Genomic DNA, 16474 nt, shown 5'->3' on the forward strand with positions numbered 1-16474 from the left:
GGCCTGCGGCCGAAGGCTCCGCAGCCGGCTCCGGCCACCGCCGCGCGGGCTCATCAGGCCACTCCGAGGATCTCGGCCGCCGCCCGCATGGCCAGCGTTCCACGGGTCGCGTCGTACTCGGTCCCGGCGGTGGCCGCAGTCATCGGCGCGCCGTGACGGACGGCCTGGCCGATGGCCTGCCGCTCCCCGGCCTCGAACGCGCCGAAGGTCCGGCGCAGCAGGGGCAGGGTGGCCACGAACTGGTCCTCGTCGAGTCCACCCAGCCAGCTGTCGATGAGCGACAACAGGTTTCGGTCGTGCACCAGCAGCAGGCCGCGGCCGCCGAGGAAGCCGTCGATCCAGGCCGCCTTGTCCGGCGCGGTGCGGCCGACCGACAGCGCCGCGGATAGTCGGCGGCCGGACTCCTCGTCGCCGATGCGCTCGGCGTCGCAGAGCAGCCGCACGGCGCGGCCGACGATGCCGCCATGGACGTCGTCGCGATCGGCCAGCGTCTCGAGGGTGGACAGCCAAGTCCCCGAGGCCCATTCGTCGTCGCGGTTCGACAGCGCCAGGTGCACCGCGTCGATCCGGCTGCGCAGCGCGGCGGCCGCGTCGGCGTCGAGTCCGGTCACCGCGCCCGGCAGACCGGCGCAACTACGGACCAGCAGGCTGTCCGCCACCCGGGTCAGCGCCGCGCCGTCGGTGCCGCGCACATCGCCGTAGCGGGCGATGCGCAGCAGGCCGGGCAGCGCCGACATCAGGTGGGTGACATCGTGATCCAGGGCCGCAACGGTTTCCAGCCGGGCGATCAGTCCGTCGGTGGCCCCGCCGAGATCGGCCAGCAGGGCCTCCTCCAACGCGGACGCCACCTTCCCGACCGTGGCGTCCGGATCCCGGGCGGCGTCGAGGATCTTCGCCTCGGCGGCCGACCGCAGGGTGGTGCCCCAGCGCGACGCCTCCACGATCGCGATCGCCAGTTCCGGCCGCCAGCGCAGGGTCCAGGTCTCGCGGAAGGTGCCCGCGTTGCGGACCTGGCTGTCGGTCAGCCGCCCCCACTCGATGCCCAGCAGCCGGAGCCGGTGCAGCAGACGCGATCTCGCGAGCCCGCCGTCGGTGCGCAGATCCAGGTCGACGGTGCGCTCCAGGGCCTGCTGCTTGAGCCGCAGCGTCTTGATCTGGGCCCGCAGGTCCGCCTCCAGCGGCACCGTCGGCGTGCCCTCGGGCACCGTCCCGAGCGCCTCGCCCACCACCAGTTCGGTGCTGACCAGCCGCAACAGGGTCTCGTCGCCGTCGCACAGCACCGACCGGGTGGCCTCGGTGACCTCCGACAGTCCGGCCAGCGGCCGCTCCCGCAGGGTCGCGAGAGTCTCGGCCAGCCGGATGGATTCGATGATGTGCGCGCTCGACACCGGCAGATCGTGGGCGCGCAGGGTGCCCGCCACCTTGGTGAGCCAGCGGGCGATCGGCTGGTCGGTCTCGGTGAACAGGTGGTGGTACCAGCCCGGGGAGGTGATGCCCGCGCCGTAGCCGGACGAGCTCGCCAGCCGCGAATGCGTCCACGGCACCCAGGTCAGCGTGGCCTTGCCCTTGGGCATGCCCTTGAGCAGCCGGGCATCGGCCGCGGCCGGGCCCAGCTTGCCCTCCAGCGCGGGCGCGTGCCACGCGCCGCACACCACGGCCAGCCGTTTCGCCCCGTCCTTCAAGGCTTTTCGCATGATCTGGCGCATGTGCGCCTCGCGACGCAGGGTGTGCGCGTCCACCGTGATCCGCGCCGTGGCAGCCGAGAACGGCTCCTCCTCCGCTGTCCCGGACCCCTCCGCTGTCCCGGACCCCTCGGCTGTCCCGGACCCCTCGGCTGTCCCGGACCCCTCGGCCGGGCCGGCGGAATCGGATTCCTCCGAGACCTCCGCACGATCCTCCGCGTGCTCACGCAGGGCGGCCATGGCCTCGTTGACCGCCGGGAAGATATCGGCGTCCGAGGCGGATTCGACGATGGCGTCCCACCAGCGTTCGGCGTCGTCGTAGCCGGCGGCCGAGGCCAGGATGCCGAGCGGGTCGGTCCGATCGCCCGGCTCGTCCTCGACCGCCAGGCAGATCGAGGCCGGCAGGTCGCAGAAGCCCGCGGTCACACCGTTCTCCGCCGCGTACCGCAGCGCCACCCACTCCGGGGAGAAGGTCGCGAACGGCCAGAACGCGGCCTTGGCGGGACTGTCGGGCTGATAGGCGAGCAGGGCCACCGGCGGTGACATGCCCTCGGCCGCAATGTAACCGACCAGCGGATCGGCGTCCGAAGGGCCCTCGATGAGGATGGCGTCGGGACGGAACCGCGCCAGCGCCAGCGCCAGCGAGCGCGCCGACCCGGGGCCGTGATGGCGGATGCCGAACACCCGCGTCTCGGCCGGGCCCGCGGCCTCGGTGAAAGCCACGGTCTCGCTCGGCAGGGCGGTCTCGGCGGCGTCAGCGGTGTCGGCCGGGATCGTGGCGGCCGTCATTCGTGCACCTCGCGGCAGGCGCGGTAGAAGTCCGCCCAGTCCGCGCGCTGCCGCACAACGGCTTCCAGATACTCGGTCCACACCACCTGGTCGGCCACCGGATCCTTGATGACCGCGCCCAGCACCGCGCCCGCGATATCGGCGGGCCGCAGCACACCGTCGCCGAAGTGCGCCGCCAGCGCGATGCCATTGGTGATCACCGAGATCGCCTCGGCCGTGGACAGCGTGCCGGTTGGCGACTTGAGCTTGGTGCGGCCGTCCTCGGTCATGCCCGAGCGCAGTTCCCGGAACACCCGCACCACGCGGCGGATCTCCTCGGCGGCGGCGGGCACGGCGGGCAGTTCCAGTGCGACACCGAGCTGTTCGACGCGGCGGGTCACGATGGAGACCTCCTCGTCCTCCCCGGCCGGCAGCGGCAGCACCACGGTGTTGAACCGGCGGCGCAGCGCGGAGGACAGCTCGTTGACGCCGCGGTCGCGGTCATTGGCGGTGGCGATCACATTGAAGCCCTTGGCCGCCTGTACCTCCGTGCCCAGTTCCGGCACCGGCAGCGTCTTCTCCGACAGCACCGTGATCAGCGCGTCCTGCACATCCGACGGGATGCGGGTGAGCTCCTCGAGCCGGGCGATGGACCCGGCGCGCATGGCGGTCATGATCGGCGAGGGCACCAGCGCCGCCTCGCTCGGACCCTCGGCCAGCAGCCGGGCATAGTTCCAGCCGTAGCGGATGGCCTCCTCGGCGGTACCGGAGGTGCCCTGCACCAGCAGCGTCGAATGTCCGGCGATGGCGGCCGAGAGATGTTCCGACACCCACGTTTTCGCGGTGCCGGGGACGCCGATCAGCAGCAGCGCGCGGTCGGTGGCCAGGGTGGCGACCGCGACCTCCATGATCCGGCGCGGGCCCACGTACTTGGGCGTGATCACGGTGCCGTCGGACAGCGTGCCACCCAGCAGATAGGTGACCACCGCCCACGGCGACAGGTTCCAGGAGGGCGGACGCGGGCGGTCGTCGGCCGCGGCCAGGGCCTTCAGCTCGTCGGCGAAGGCCTGTTCGGCGTGCGGGCGCAGCAGGGCGTCCGGTTCCTGAGCGATGGTGACTTCCTGAGCAATGGTCACTGCAACTCCTCGAGCATCGTCTTGCGTTCAATGAGGTCATGGGCGAGCTGGTCGAAAGCCTGCTCCCAGTACGGATCCGCGCAGCGGCGGGCCAGACCGGACACCAGTCCGGCCAGCTCCACCGGGAAGTGGGCGGACGCCGCGCGGAACAGCGTCCGATACGAGCCGGGCACCAGGCTGGGCGCACCCGGCCGGTCGGCGCACAGCTGAGCGCGCTCGGTGAGCAGCCGCAGCACGTGCTCGGCCATCGGGCCGGGCCACTGCCGGGGCATGGCGCGCAACAGGGATTCGATCTCGGCGAGCCAGCTGGAATCCAGGCCGCGCAGGTACCGCACCTGATCGGCCTCGGGCTGGAGCGCGAACAGCGCGCGCAACTTGTCGGAATCGGCGTCGCGGGCGGCCGGACCGGAGATCGCCCCGAACAGGGCCCGCGCCCACGCCGGATCGCCCTGTGCCAGTGCGGCATCGGTCCAGCCCGCGAACATGGGTCCGCGTACACCGTCGGCCATGGACACCCGGACCGCCTCCTCGGGGGAGCCGAGCAGCCGTTCCCAGTGCCGCAGCGGCGTGGCCGCCACCACCCGGTGCAGCCATTCGGTGGCCAGATCGGGTGCACCGTCGGCGCGGTAGGTGGTGTAGCCGAAGGAATCCCCGACCCCGTCGCGGCGGGCCGCGTCGTCGAGCACGCCGGGGCCGGTGGTGACCAGTAGCGGCGTGACCGGGCGCGCGCCGAAACTCAGCCAGGCCGATGCCCGCTGCGACATCCGTCGCGCGAACGCCGAATCCGGCAGCCGCCCCAGCAGATCCGCGGCCAGCCGCCGCACCTCCGCGCGCCGATCGTCGAGCGCGGTCTCGAGCAGCGGCTCGTCGGCCGGCGAGAGCCCGTCGGCGAGCACCGCCAGCAGATCGGCCTTACCGGGCCCGGACTCGGTGCCCCACGATCCGGCCAGCGCCGCGCTCGCGGCCGCCGGATCGCGCTGCCGCAACTGCGCCAGCCAGCTGCGCCGTTCCGTCGCCCGGCCGTGCGACCACACGCTCTCGTCCTCGGCGGCCGCCCGCACCAGCGACTTCCAGCCCGGATGCTGCCCGGCCAGCCACCGTCCCCGCGCCCCGGCCAGCCGCAACAGCGGCTCCCGATGCGGGGCGAGCGCTTTGGCGCGATCGAGCAGGACGCTCACCAAGCCGTCCGGCGCGCGGAAATCCCGCGGCGCGGCCAGCGCGAACCACTCCTCGAGGAACGACGAATTGTCCGACAGCATGTCGACCAACCGCGCCCCCGCGGCGGCGGGCAGCAGCGGCCGCTCGTCATCGGACGCGGCGGCCCCATGCTCACCGGAACCGGCGGTGACGCCGCCGCGCGCGAAACAATCCTGCAGCGCAATGGATTCCAGCAGAACAACCGCCGGATCCCCGCTCAGCGCGGTCGCGGCCGAGGTGACGGGCGAGGCCAATCCCGACAGGTCCGCCTGCCGTCGTGCCGTGCCCACCAACGCCGCCGACACCAGCTCGGCGCTACCGGCGTCCTCTATCCCGCCGCGGACGGGGTTCGGAGTCCCCAGCGCCACACCGACATCCACCATCACACCGTCGGCGAGCGCTGCGACGGGAACCAGCCCGTCGACGGTCCATTCGGCGAGCAGGGTGACCGCGTGTCCACCCGACAGCCCGAGCAGCCGCCACGGCTCGCCCTCGGTCGTCGACACCGGCAGTGCGTCGCCCCCGGATTCCACTATGTCCCAACCCTTTTCGCTCCGAACCGGAACGACATCGGCCAGCAGCACCGGCCACGACCGCAGGAACGGATCGGCTCCCAGCGCCCGCGACTGTTCATCGAGAGCGGCGGCGATACCGCCCGGCCGCAAGTCCGACCTCGTGGCGTCCCCGTTCGCCCCTGCGCTGGATACGTTCGACACGGCTTTGGCCTGGTTCGACACCGGCTCGGCGTGATTCGACGTGGCCTCGGGCGGGTTCGGCACCGGCTCGGCGTGGTTCGACGTCGCCTCGGCCTGGTTCGACGTGGCCTCGGTCAGGTGGCTGCCCATGTCGGGGGCGTGTGGGTCGGATCCGTCGCGGGCAGCTGCCGCCATCGGCGCGGCACAATCGCCGCGGTTGTTCTCGCCGGTGAATCCCGGCAGCGGGATCGTGGTGAAGGGTTCGGGAATGTCCTCGTGGCGATCGCCCCAGATGGCGCGCAGGGGCGCGGCGGCGGGATAGAAGTGCAGGTTCGCGTCCACTTGGAAGCCCGGGGCCGGGGTGTCGTTGGGGAAGGCGGGACTGCCGTAGTGGTGGTCCAGGATCAGGGCCCAGCGGCCCGAGGCCCGTCCGCGCAGCCAGACCCGGCGGGTGTAGAGGCCGTCCTCGGTGGTGGTGCGGACGCCCAGGACCTGCCAGCGGTCGCGGACCGCGGGTTCGACGCGGACCGAGTCGGCCGGGGTCTGGTAGCCGATATGGGTGCGCACGCTGGCGCGCAGGCCGGGGGAGAGCTCGTCGAGGCGGGTGTGCGCGGTCGCCAGCAGGTGCAGCCGGGCGTATTCGCGCAACAGTAGCCGGGGCCAGTCGGAATGGCTTGTGGCGAGCGGCAATTGGCGCAAGGTGGCGGCCACGCCGGGGGCCTGCGCGTCGACCATGCGCGCCGCCACGGTCTCGAAGGCGCGCATCGAACGGTCGGACTGGGCCAGACCGGTGCGGACCTGGTCGGTGAGCCAGGTGTCCAGGTCGGCCAGGCCCGCGGTGACCCGGGCGCGGCGCTGATCGGCGGTGGCCCCGGAGCTCGCCGCGGGCGTGGCCTCGGGCGCGGCCTTCTTGGCGGCGCGGGCGGCCCGGCCGCCCAGCCAGTCGGCCGCGAAATCGCCCACGGCGTCCGCGGTGGGTACCTCGCCCGCGCTCCACGACAGCAGCAGCGACAGGGCGTGCTTGCACGGGAACTTGCGGCTCGGGCACGTGCATTTGTACGCGGGTCCGGCCAGGTCGACGATGGTTTGGTACGGGCGGCTGCCGCTGCCCTTGCACAGCCCCCACAGCGCCGTGTCGTGAATCCCGGTGCCGCTCCACTTGCCGCGCAATTTGCGGGCGGCGGTCAGCGACGCGGCGTCCGGTGCGAGCGAGCCGATGTGGTCGGCGGTCCAAGCGGTGGTCATCCATCCCCCTTCCTCGGTTGACATAGTTCTATCCGAGGGCACCGACAGATCCGGGCGTCACGCCGTGGCCGGGCCGGCTGCGGAAGTCGTTCCGCCGCCACCGATTCGGACGATGCGGGCGGTGCGTACCGAGGGCCGCCGACGGGTGCGGGCGGCGCTGTCGGTGGGGCGGGATAGGGTCGCGGACATGCCTCGCGTAGCGATCGAATACTGCACACAGTGCCGCTGGCTGCTCCGCGCGAGCTGGATGGCCCAGGAGTTGCTGACCACCTTCGCCACCGACCTGTCGGAGGTCGCCCTGGTTCCGGGCGAGGGTGGCGTCTTCCGCATCACCGTCGACGGCGAGCAGATCTGGGAACGCAAGGCCGACGGCGGTTTTCCCGATATCGCGCTGCTGAAACAACGCGTCCGCGACCGCGTGGCCCCGGATCGCGCACTGGGCCACACGGACAAGAAGACGGACGAGAACGCCGGACCGGCGAGCTAGCAGCAGCCTCCGCCGCCGCAGCAGCCCCCGCCGGCCGGCGGGGCCGGCATGGACACCGGGGCGGCGCCGCCACGGCTCACGGTTCCGAAGGTGGTCAGCAGCTTGACGGTGTCGTCGTGGCCGTCGGGGCAGGTCGCGGGGGCGGACGCCTCGGCCATCGGACGGGTCAGCTCGAAGGTGTCGCCGCAGCTGCGGCATCGATACGCATAGCTCGGCACCCGGCCAGCGTAGACCACACCGCCGAGCTCGTGCGGCGCGCTGACGATGATCGCCCGGCGACCCGCGAACCACCAGTACCCTCGATTTACGGAGTACGAGGAGGTGTCGTGTGAACACTCGGATCTTCGACGAGCGGACCGAACGCGATGAGGCGCCGGTGGCACGGACGGTGTCCGGCGCCGTGTCCGGCGCCGTCATCGGGTCGGCCGCGGTCTGGCGGGGCATTCCCTACGCCGACAGCACGGCCGGTCCCCACCGCTTCCGCCTGCCGCAACCCGCGCGACCCTGGACCGGCGTCCGCGAATGCGTGCGCTACGGCGACGTCGCCCCGCAGACCCCGGGCTTCGTGCCCGTCGACGCCAACCTGCGCATGGGCGAGAACTGCCTGTGGCTCAATGTCTGGGCCCCGGCCGCCGCCGTCGACGAACCCCGCCCGGTCATGGTGTGGCTGCACGGCGGCGCCTACTGCCTGGGGACCGCCGCCCAGGCCATCTACGACGGCCGCCGCCTCGCCGAGGCCGGTCAGGTGATCGTGGTCGGCGTGAACTACCGGGTCGGGGCCCTGGGCTTCCTGGACCTGTCCTCGCTGGGCGAGGAGTTCGTCCCGAACCTGGGACTGCACGACCAGATCGCGGCCCTGGCCTGGGTGCGCGACAATATCGCGGCCTTCGGCGGGGACCCGGGCAATGTCACCATCTTCGGCGAATCCTCCGGCGCGGGCTGCGTCACCGCGCTGCTCACCTCGCCGCTGTCGGCGGGCCTGTTCCATCGCGCCATCGCCCAATCACCGCCCGCCACAGCGGTTTTCGGTCCGGAGCGGGCCGCCGTGGTGGCCAAGCGCTATCTGGAGCTGCTGGAGCTGCCGCCCGATCGCGCTATCGAACTGCTCACCATGCCGCTCGAACGCATGGTGACCGCGGCGGGAACCCTCTTCGACGAGGTGCCCGCGCGGGAACCGGGCCGCCTGGCCGCCGCGCCGGTGGTGGACGGCGATGTGCTGCCCGGCTACCCGAGCGAGCGCTTCCAGCAGGGGCGGTCGCATCGGGTGCCGCTGCTCATCGGCACCAACAAGGACGAATCCTCGCTGTTCCGGCTGCTGCGCTCGCCGATCATGCCGGTCACCCCGGACGCGGTGAACTCCATGCTGCGTTCGGTCGCCGCCGAGCATCCGGGCCTGTCACCCGAACGCGTCGCCGAGTTCGCGGCCGCCTACGCCGCGGGCACGTCGCGCGGCGCGATGATCATGTCGACCGACGCCGCGTTCCGGATGCCCGCGCAGTGGGTGGCCGACGCGCACTCCACGCACTCGCCGACCTGGATGTACCGGTTCGACCACGCCACCCCCATGCTCAAGGCGGCCCGGGTCGGAGCGGGCCACGCCACCGAATTGCCGTATGTGTTCGGCAATTTCGGTTCCTTCGACTACGACCCGACCTTCTGGCTCGGCGGACGCAAAGCGGCGCAGGAGGTTTCGGGCCGGGTGATGCGCCGCTGGCTGGCCTTCGCCGAATACGGCGTGCCCGCCGCCATCGACGGATCCAAGCACTGGCCGCCCTACCACGCCGCCACCCGGACCACGCTCGTCATCGACGGCGTGGACCGGGTCGTCGACGATCCCGACCGCGACCGCAACTCCGTGTGGGGCGACGACGTCGTCGGCTTCTACTGAGCCGCAACCGATCCCGCCCCACCGCGGCGGGCTACACGGTGGCGGTGGCCCGGCGGCCCAGGTGCGCGGGCAGGTGCGCGTACCCGTGCAGCGTGTAGAGCGGGCGGCGTTCGGGCGCGCCCGCCAGCGCCAGATCCGGGAACGCGTCGAACAGCGCGCGCAGCGCGTGCACGCCCTCCATCCGGGCCAGGCTCGCGCCCAGACAGGTGTGGATGCCGCTGGAGAAGGTCAGGTGCTCGCGGGCGTTCGCGCGGGTGATGTCGAACCGATTGGGGTCGGTGAACTTCTGGGGATCGCGGTTCGCGCCCGCCAGCGACATCACCAGGACGCTGCCCGCCGCCAGCCGCTGATCGCCGACCTCGGCGTCGGCCAGGGCGATGCGCGCGGTCATGGTGACCGGCGGGTCGAAGCGCAGGATCTCGTCGATCGCCTGCGGCCACAGATCCGGATCCGCGCGCAGCATGGCCAGCTGCTCCGGGTGCGACAGCAGCTGGACCACGCCGTTGCCGATCAGGTTCACGGTGGTCTCGAACCCTGCGCCCATGAGCAGGCTCGCGGTCGCCTTCAGCTCGCGCTCGTTCAGCTCCCCGGCCGTCACCAGACTGGACAGGATGTCCTCGCCCGGGGTGGCCCGCAGCTTCGCCAGATGCCCGTTCAGGTACTCGTCCATCACGCTCATGGCCGCGTACGCGTCGCGCCAGGCCCGCCACGAGATGCCGATGTCCAGCAGCGGGCTGGCGGCGTCACCCCAGCTCAGGAACTCGTCGCGGGACGCCTGCGGGAAACCCAGCATCTCGGTGATGATGGCGATCGGCACCTGCTGGGCGAAGGCCGCGATCAGGTCGGCCGAGCCCTCCGGCGGCAGCTCGTCGAGCAGTTCGGCGGTCACCGACTCCACCCGATCACGCAGCCGGCCGATGGCGCGCGGGGTGAACGCCGCCGACACCGACTTGCGGATGCGGGTGTGATCGGGCGGATCGATCATCAGCATGGACGGCGGCTCCACCGGATTCGGCGGCGTCTGCGCCCGCTTCAGGCGATCGCGCAGCCAGGCGGGCATGTCCACGCCGTCCGGGCCGAACGCGCCGAAGCGGTTATCGCGCAGGATGGCGCGGATCAGCTCGTAGTCGGCCGTCGCCCAGGTGTACGGGTTGTGCACCAGGCGGCCGCGGGCACGGATGTCCTCGATCAGGGGATACGGATCGTGGAGCGCGTCCGACGTGGTGATCAGTTTCGCGAACGGAACATCGTGGCGGGCCTGCCAACGCAGACCCCAGCGCGGGGCACCGTGCTCGACCATCCATCGGGCCCAGTATCGGGGACTCATCATCGCGGGACTCCCTCGTCATCGGATGATTCCACGGTACGTAAACGCTTGCCGTGGATAAACATCCCGAGGAGGGAAAGTGTGCTCCTACCGGGGTAGGAGCACCTCCCAGGGGCAAGCCCCTGGAACCCCACGTCGACCGACGACGCCAGCCGCTGGAACCCCATCGCCCGGCGGCGGATCGTCAGCGGCGCTGGGCGGTGACGCGCTCGGTGGCGACGCGGCGCTCCTGGGCGGCGGGGTCGGGGTTGGTGACCTGGACGAGTGAGGCACCGGCGGCCAGTACCGCGACGAAGCCGTCGATCAGTTCGGCGGGGGTGTCCCAGGACGTGGTGGACAGGACCCGGTCCTCGGCGGTGAAGCCCTGGCGGGCAGCCGATTTGCGGGCTTCGTCGAGGACGGCGGAGACCGAGGTGCCGTCCAGGGCACAGCCGATGCCGTGCGGGCGGAACTGGTCGCCGTGGACGCGGACCGAGGTGGCGTAGTCGGTGATGCCGATCGGCAGATCGCGCACCGGCATGCCCATCGGGTCCAGCGAGAGCGCGGCCACCTCGGCGATACCGTCGGCCTCGTCGATGCGGTCGGCGGTCACCAGCGCCAGTTCGGCGTCCGGATCGGCGTGCAGCACCACCTCGACGCCCGCCCACCAGCAGCCCAGCAGCACCGCGGCGGTCTGCCAGTGCGCCGGCAGCAGGACCGCCACCCGGGCGCCGGAGGTGAGCCCGAATTCGTCGCGAATCATATTGGCGGTCTTGGCCGCCCAGTTGGCCAGCGTGAGCGCGGACAGTTCGATGCGCGCGCCGGTGGCGTCGTCGTAATAGGTGATGCGCGGCCCGGCGGGGTCGCGGGCGAGGATGGGGTCGAGTACCGCTTCGGTGAGGGTCTCGTTCAGTTCACGCATTTCGGTCCGTTCGTGCCGGCGTCGATAGGTGGGGCTGGGGGCACGGGCGTCGCGGTCGCGGTTCCGGAGAAATCGAACGTGACGCTGCCCTTCGCCGAACCCGGACCAGAGTAGTCACCCGCCAGCACCACCCGGACCGAGCCCTCGGGCAGTCCCGGCTCCGCCATCACCGGCAGCCCGCCCAGCGCCTGCGCCACCGCGCGCGCCTTGGGGTCGCCGCCCGAGGCGGCCAGCACCCGGCTGCTCTGCACCGGCCCGCCGATCCAGTTGTCCACCGTGCCGGTGCGGAAACCCTTGGCGGCCAGCGCCTGTGCGGCCTGCGCGGCCAGGCCGCCGGCGCCGGAGGCGTTGTAGACGTCGGCGATGACAGTGGACGGCTCGATGCCGCCGTCGCCCTTGGTGTCCTCGTCGTCGTCGCCGACCGCGGCGGTCACGTACTTGTGCACGGCTGTCGGATCCACCCGGACCACGGATTCGCCGTTGTCGGTCCAGCCGTTGAGGTCCTTGACCGGAATGGTCTCGAACTTCACCTCGCCGCCCGCCAGGTCCTGCAGCTGGTGCAGGAAGCTGAGCACGTCCCAGTCGTCGTCGAGCACCACGGTGCGGCCGACCGCGTCGCTGAGCTCCTTCAACCGGCCGGGGCTGGCGAGCACCTTGGCGCTGAGCACCTGGTGCACCAGCTGCGCCATGTACACCTGCTGGCGCACGATCCGGTCGATATCGCCGCGCGGCAGGTCGTGGCGCTGGCGCACGAAACTCAAAGCCTCTGCGCCGTCGAGCTTCTGCTTGCCGGACGGGAAGTCCGCGCCCGAGAGCGGTTCGTCCACCACGTTGTTCAGGCACACGTCGACCCCGCCGACCGCGTCGGTGAGCAGCACGAAGCCCAGCAGCCCGACCTCGGCGTAGTGGTCGACGGTGATGCCGGTGAGCCCGGCCACCGACTTGACCAGCGCCTGCCGTCCGGCCTGGGTGGAGCGCTTGTCCGCCTCGGCGGGGGAGACGCCCTGATCGATCAGCTTCTGCTGCAGGGTCGACTTGGTGATGCCGTACGCGGAGTTGATCTTTCCCTTGCCCAGGCCCGGGATGTCCACGTAGGAGTCGCGCGGGATGGAGACGGCGACGGCGGACCGCCCGTTGTTGGGCACCCGGATCAGGATGATGGTGTCGGTATTGAGTCCGCCCTCGCCGTCGTCGCCGGCGTGCAGCATGGCCAATTCGTCCTGGGTGAGCGGATTTCCGTGCGCGTCGGTGCGTGAGTCGATGCCGACCATCAGGATGTCGGTCGCGCCGTCGGACTTGCCGCCGCCCAGTCCCAGATTGCCGATCCGCTCGATGCCCGACACCAGCTGGTCCACGCTGTGCCAGCCGAGTCCGGTCACCGTCAGGGCCAGCACCGCGGCCAGCGCCGCCAGTGCCCGGCCCGGCCCGCCCCGCTGCCGCGGGCGCATCGCTGATGGGCGGGACCCTTTCGGCACGGATGCCCAGGCACTCTCCGGCAACCGACTGTCCTTTCCAAACTCGGCCCACTGGACCCCGGCAAGCGAGGTCGAATCGAATGGGAGACCCCCACCCTGCAGGCTAGTGGCGGTAACCGTTCAGTTGCCGTAGCCCGGACTCCGTGAGTCGCGCGATGTCGCCCGATTACCCCGGTCTGTCCGAATGAATCCACAGGTCGCGACGGGTTCGCGAGGTGGCGGACGTGGCGTGCCACACTGACAGCCGTGATTGCCGACGACGTGAGCCCGACCACCGGACAGCCGCGCCACGAGACCGCCCGGCTGCTGGTGACCGGAGCGCGCGGCCAGCTCGGCCGGGCCCTGACCACCCTCGCCCCCGGGGCGCGCGGCCTGGCCCACGCCGATCTCGACATCACCGCCGCCGACGCCGTGCGTGAACTGGTGAAACCCGGTGACGTACTGATCAACTGCGCGGCCTACACCGCCGTCGATCAGGCCGAGTCCGAGCCCGAGGCCGCCTTCGCGGTGAACGCCACCGGGCCGGGCGTGCTGGCCCGGGTGTGCGCCGAACGCGGCGCCCGGCTCATTCACGTCTCCACCGATTACGTGTTTCCCGGCACGGCCTCCCACCCGTACGAACCGGACGATCCGACCGGACCGGCCACGGTCTACGGGCGGACGAAACTCGCTGGCGAGCAAGCGGTTCTGGAGTATTCGCCGGACGCGCGCATCGTGCGGACCGCCTGGGTCTACACCGGCGACACCGGTGATTTCGTGGCGACCATGCGGCGGCTGGAGGGCGAGCGCGACACCATCACGGTGGTGGACGACCAGATCGGCTCGCCCACCTACGCCCTCGATCTCGCGGCGGGTCTGCTGGAACTCGCGGGGACGCTGGGGGCGGGTGTCAATCCCGGGGTACCCCGAATCCTGCACGCCACCAATGCCGGACAAGCCAGTTGGTTCGATCTGGCGCGCGCGGTCTTCGCGGGCCTCGGCGCGGACCCCGAACGCGTACGGCCCTGCGGCACCGAGAATTTCCCGAGACCCGCTCCGCGCCCGGCGTATTCGGTCCTTTCGGGCAATTCGTGGGCCGCGGGCGGCCTGTCGCCGCTGCGGGACTGGAAGTCGGCACTGAACGACGCACTGGCCGCCGTCTCCGACTATCCTGGGCCCCCGTGAGCCCCTCGGATTCTGTCGGACAGCCCCCCGCCGCGGCGAAAAAACCGCAGCTGGCAGTCGTCACGGTGACCTACTCGCCCGGCGAGCACCTGGAACACTTCATCAGCACCCTGGCCATCGCGACCGGTGAGAAGCCGCAGGTCATCCTGGCCGACAACGGCTCGGTCGACGGTTCCCCGGAACTGGCCGCCGAGGCCAACGCCCACGTGCGCCTGCTACGCACCGGCGGCAATATCGGCTACGGCGGCGCGATCAACCGCGCGGTGGCCGAGATCGACCCGGACATCGAGTTCATCGTCATCGCCAACCCGGACGTGCGCTGGAGCACTGACGCCATCGACGAGCTGCTGGCCGCCGCCCGCCGCTGGCCGCGCGCCGGTGCGCTGGGCCCCAAGGTGCTCGAGCCGGACGGCAGCACCTACCCGTCCGCGCGCTCGGTGCCGGGCATCGCCGACGGCGCCGGCCACGCCATCCTGGGCAGCATCTGGCCCAAGAACCCGTGGACGCTGCGCTACCGCCAGGACAACGAGGCCATCTCGGAGCGTTCGGTGGGCTGGCTGTCGGGTTCCTGCCTGCTGGTGCGTCGCGCGGCCTTCGATTCCATCGACGGTTTCGACTCCCGTTACTTCATGTACATGGAGGATGTCGACTTCGGCGACCGGATGGGCCGGGCGGGCTGGCACAATGTCTTCGTGCCGTCCGCCGAGGTCACGCACGCCAAGGGGCATGCCGCGGGTCGTCACCCGGAGACCATGCTGCCCGCCCATCACGCCAGCGCGTACCGTTTCCAGGCCGACCGGCATCCGCACTGGTGGCAAGCCCCACTTCGGGTGGCACTGAAAGCTGGACTTGCGGTGCGCTGCAAACTTGCGGTTCGATCCGCACTGCGCGAACGAGATCGAAACGGCTCTGTTTAACATTTGGGGCGGTTAGGATCTGCGGTCGCGTATCACTGACCACCTGACACAGGGGAGAAGATGGCGAACAGCGGTAACACCGCCGGGTCCACGGACGCGGTGATCCTGGTCGGAGGCCAGGGCACCCGCCTGCGTCCGCTGACCTTGTCCGCTCCCAAGCCGATGCTGCCCACGGCCGGACTGCCGTTCCTGCAGCACCTGCTCGCGCGCATCGCCGACGCCGGCATCACTCATGTGGTGCTCGGCACCTCCTACAAGGCGGAGGTGTTCGAAGAGCACTTCGGCGACGGCTCCGACCTCGGCCTCGAGCTCGAATACGTCACCGAGAGCGAGGCCCTGGGCACCGGCGGCGGCATTCGCAACGTGCTGCCCAAGCTGCGCGCCGACACCGTGCTGGTGTTCAACGGCGACGTGCTCGGCGGCACCGACCTGGGCGGGGTGCTCGAGACCCACCACACCTCCGGCGCGGACGTCACCCTGCACCTGGTGCGGGTCAGCGACCCCCGCGCCTTCGGCTGCGTCCCCACCGACGAGAACGGCCGTGTCACCGCGTTCCTGGAGAAGACCCAGGATCCGCCGACCGACCAGATCAACGCGGGCTGCTACGTCTTCCGCCGCGAGTACATCGAGAAGATCCCCGCGGGCCGTCCGGTCTCGGTCGAACGCGAGACCTTCCCGTCCCTGCTCGCCGAGGGCGCGCACATCCAGGGCCACGTCGACGTCTCCTACTGGCGTGACATGGGCACCCCCGAAGACTTCGTGCGCGGCTCGGCCGACCTGGTCCGCGGCATCGCCCCGTCCCCGGCGCTGCCGGGTCAGCGCGGCGAATCCCTGGTCCACCCCGGTGCGGGCGTCGCGCCCGGCGCGCTGCTGATCGGCGGCACGGTCGTCGGCCGCGGGGCCGAGGTCGGCGCGGGCGCTCGCCTGGACGGCGCGATCCTGTTCGACGGGGCGCGGGTGGAAGCCGGTGCCACTGTGGAACGTTCGATCATCGGCTTCGGCGCCCGGATCGGTCCGCGCGCCCTGGTCCGCGACGCCGTCATCGGCGACGGCGCGAATGTCGGCGCGCGTTGTGAACTGCTGCGTGGCGCGCGCATCTGGCCGGGGGTCGACATCCCGGACGGCGGCATCCGCTTCTCCACCGACGTCTGATCTGTCACAACGACATCGGCCGCTCCCATGGAAGGGGGCGGCCGATGTCGGGTGTGTGGCGGAGGTTTCCGCGGGCGCGGTCAGCGCTCCCACTTGCCGGGGTTGAGGTGGAACTGCGCCAGCGCGGTGGCGTGCCCGTGACCCATCTCGTGCTCGGTCTTCAGCCAGTTCACCAGGTCCTTCTGTCCGGTGATGCCGGTCTCGGCGAGCAGGGTGAACCAGTCGTCCACGGAGCGGCCGTATGTGGCCTCGATGGACGGGAAGTACGAAGCCGGTCCGTGGGGCTTGGTGGTCGCCATGTCAGTCTCCTCTGCGCTGGGTGTCATGGGTGTGGACGGTGCGGCCCAGTGGAATTCATCGTGCCGTGGCGAGGGTCACAGGTGGCGAGAAGGCTCGCGGGGTCGGGCGCGTGACCGACTTTTGCGTCGGTAGATTGTCTA

At 71.4% G+C, this 16474-nt stretch carries 13 protein-coding genes; 5 read left to right on the forward strand and 8 right to left on the reverse strand.

Going from position 1 to position 16474, the window contains the following annotated elements; translation table 11 throughout:
• Positions 1-53: 53 nt before the first annotated feature.
• The 3 genes from ACFRAQ_RS04275 to ACFRAQ_RS04285 are packed head-to-tail and all read right to left on the reverse strand — an operon-like array spanning position 54 to position 6723.
• Positions 54-2471, reverse strand: coding sequence for a DUF5682 family protein (locus ACFRAQ_RS04275; RefSeq protein ID WP_379093981.1), 2418 nt, complete (start codon positions 2469-2471; stop codon positions 54-56).
• Positions 2468-3580: an AAA family ATPase gene (locus ACFRAQ_RS04280; protein WP_379095801.1), complete on the reverse strand. Its 1113-nt coding sequence runs from the start codon at positions 3578-3580 to the stop codon at positions 2468-2470. Before ACFRAQ_RS04280 ends, ACFRAQ_RS04275 begins: the two co-directional genes overlap by 4 nt.
• Positions 3581-3582: 2 nt before the next feature.
• Positions 3583-6723 carry a DUF5691 domain-containing protein gene (locus ACFRAQ_RS04285; protein ID WP_379093984.1) on the reverse strand — a complete coding sequence of 1047 codons (3141 nt, stop codon included), beginning with the start codon at positions 6721-6723 and terminating at the stop codon, positions 3583-3585.
• Between the two features lie 187 nt (positions 6724-6910).
• On the opposite strand from ACFRAQ_RS04285, the gene ACFRAQ_RS04290 reads away from it, so the two are divergent.
• On the forward strand, positions 6911-7210 hold the full coding sequence (locus tag ACFRAQ_RS04290) for a SelT/SelW/SelH family protein (RefSeq protein ID WP_357283498.1): 300 nt from the start codon (positions 6911-6913) through the stop codon (positions 7208-7210).
• On the opposite strand, the gene ACFRAQ_RS04295 is transcribed toward ACFRAQ_RS04290, so the two are convergent.
• On the reverse strand, positions 7207-7428 hold the full coding sequence (locus ACFRAQ_RS04295) for a zinc ribbon domain-containing protein (protein WP_379093988.1): 222 nt from the start codon (positions 7426-7428) through the stop codon (positions 7207-7209). The two genes, ACFRAQ_RS04290 and ACFRAQ_RS04295, sit on opposite strands and share 4 nt — an antisense overlap.
• 110 nt (positions 7429-7538) lie before the next feature.
• On the opposite strand from ACFRAQ_RS04295, the gene ACFRAQ_RS04300 reads away from it, so the two are divergent.
• The gene (locus tag ACFRAQ_RS04300; RefSeq protein ID WP_379093991.1) at positions 7539-9098 is read left to right on the forward strand and encodes a carboxylesterase/lipase family protein; all 1560 of its coding nucleotides are present in this window, start codon (positions 7539-7541) and stop codon (positions 9096-9098) included.
• Between the two features lie 31 nt (positions 9099-9129).
• On the opposite strand, the gene ACFRAQ_RS04305 is transcribed toward ACFRAQ_RS04300, so the two are convergent.
• The 3 genes from ACFRAQ_RS04305 to ACFRAQ_RS04315 all read right to left on the reverse strand — a co-directional run bounded on the left by ACFRAQ_RS04305 (position 9130) and on the right by ACFRAQ_RS04315 (position 12774).
• Complete coding sequence (locus ACFRAQ_RS04305; RefSeq protein WP_379095803.1) at positions 9130-10425, reverse strand: cytochrome P450; 1296 nt, start codon at positions 10423-10425, stop codon at positions 9130-9132.
• A gap of 184 nt (positions 10426-10609) precedes the next feature.
• Positions 10610-11326: a TIGR03089 family protein gene (locus tag ACFRAQ_RS04310; RefSeq protein WP_379093994.1), complete on the reverse strand. Its 717-nt coding sequence runs from the start codon at positions 11324-11326 to the stop codon at positions 10610-10612.
• On the reverse strand, positions 11314-12774 hold the full coding sequence (locus ACFRAQ_RS04315; RefSeq protein WP_379093997.1) for an LCP family protein: 1461 nt from the start codon (positions 12772-12774) through the stop codon (positions 11314-11316). Before ACFRAQ_RS04315 ends, ACFRAQ_RS04310 begins: the two co-directional genes overlap by 13 nt.
• Before the next feature lie 273 nt (positions 12775-13047).
• Here ACFRAQ_RS04315 and rfbD point away from each other — a divergent pair, with 273 nt between their 5' ends.
• From rfbD to ACFRAQ_RS04330, 3 genes are read left to right on the forward strand one after another with little or no spacing between them, the layout of a single operon-like run.
• Positions 13048-13965 (forward strand): dTDP-4-dehydrorhamnose reductase, encoded by a 918-nt coding sequence (gene rfbD / locus ACFRAQ_RS04320; protein WP_379094000.1) that lies wholly within the window; start codon positions 13048-13050, stop codon positions 13963-13965.
• On the forward strand, positions 13962-14882 hold the full coding sequence (locus ACFRAQ_RS04325; RefSeq protein WP_379094003.1) for a glycosyltransferase family 2 protein: 921 nt from the start codon (positions 13962-13964) through the stop codon (positions 14880-14882). The genes rfbD and ACFRAQ_RS04325 overlap by 4 nt, the downstream gene beginning before the upstream one ends.
• 60 nt (positions 14883-14942) lie before the next feature.
• Positions 14943-16034, forward strand: coding sequence for a sugar phosphate nucleotidyltransferase (locus ACFRAQ_RS04330; protein WP_213559707.1), 1092 nt, complete (start codon positions 14943-14945; stop codon positions 16032-16034).
• A gap of 80 nt (positions 16035-16114) precedes the next feature.
• Here the strand turns inward: ACFRAQ_RS04330 and ACFRAQ_RS04335 are convergent, their stop codons facing one another.
• On the reverse strand, positions 16115-16333 hold the full coding sequence (locus ACFRAQ_RS04335; protein WP_379094007.1) for a DUF4287 domain-containing protein: 219 nt from the start codon (positions 16331-16333) through the stop codon (positions 16115-16117).
• Positions 16334-16474: the final 141 nt, after the last annotated feature.

The sequence above is a fragment of the Nocardia sp. NPDC056611 genome (assembly GCF_042792755.1).
In the GTDB taxonomy this organism is placed as follows: Bacteria; Actinomycetota; Actinomycetes; order Mycobacteriales; family Mycobacteriaceae; genus Nocardia.